At 48.3% G+C, this 602-nt stretch carries 1 protein-coding gene; it reads left to right on the forward strand.

Going from position 1 to position 602, the window contains the following annotated elements; all coding sequences use genetic code 11:
• Window positions 1-151: 151 nt before the first annotated feature.
• Window positions 152-538: a hypothetical protein gene (locus B7R93_RS11960; RefSeq protein ID WP_103020997.1), complete on the forward strand. Its 387-nt coding sequence runs from the start codon at window positions 152-154 to the stop codon at window positions 536-538.
• Window positions 539-602 lie beyond the last annotated feature (64 nt).

Consider the following 602-nt stretch of genomic DNA (forward strand, 5'->3'; position numbering starts at 1 on the left):
CCAACGTCAGTTAGTCGACCCACCAGTCCAACTTTTCGGGCGCACCTCACGGGTTCTTGTGCTCGAATCTACGAGTGTGTCACAACTTTTCGCGAGCTAAGCTCGATCGTTATACAGATCTATCGCTCTCGAATAAACCTTCGACAATGCCATGCAGAAAAGAAGCTTCAAGCAAGAATTGGAGGATCTGCTCAACTCACACGTGAACGGAATGGACTGGGATGAGAAGTCTGAGCTTGTGAAAAGAACTCTCGTCGAGATTGAAAAAGAAAAGTCTGACTGGGATCAGTCGAACAAGGGAAAGTCGTGGAAGGACGAGGAATTGCGAGCTATATTGAGTGCTCCTCCCACCGTTGCAAATGCTCTCAAGTTCGCGAAAGCGTTCAAGCGAGGTTACGGCAGTATTGAGCAAATATATCGGTGGGCTGGACAGGGAGATGATGTCATCGACGAAAAGCGGCCTAACGATTCTTTCATACAGCAAATCAAGCGTGTCAGAAATGAGCTCAACTGGAAATCGGTCGGTATGAGTTCGTAAATCTGTATAACCCTGCGCTACAGCTGAAAATGGGCTGTAGCCGTTTTCGGACACGTCAGCCCGA

Origin of the sequence: Salinibacter altiplanensis (assembly GCF_002894645.1) — a bacterium.
GTDB lineage: Bacteria > Bacteroidota > Rhodothermia > Rhodothermales > Salinibacteraceae > Salinibacter > Salinibacter altiplanensis.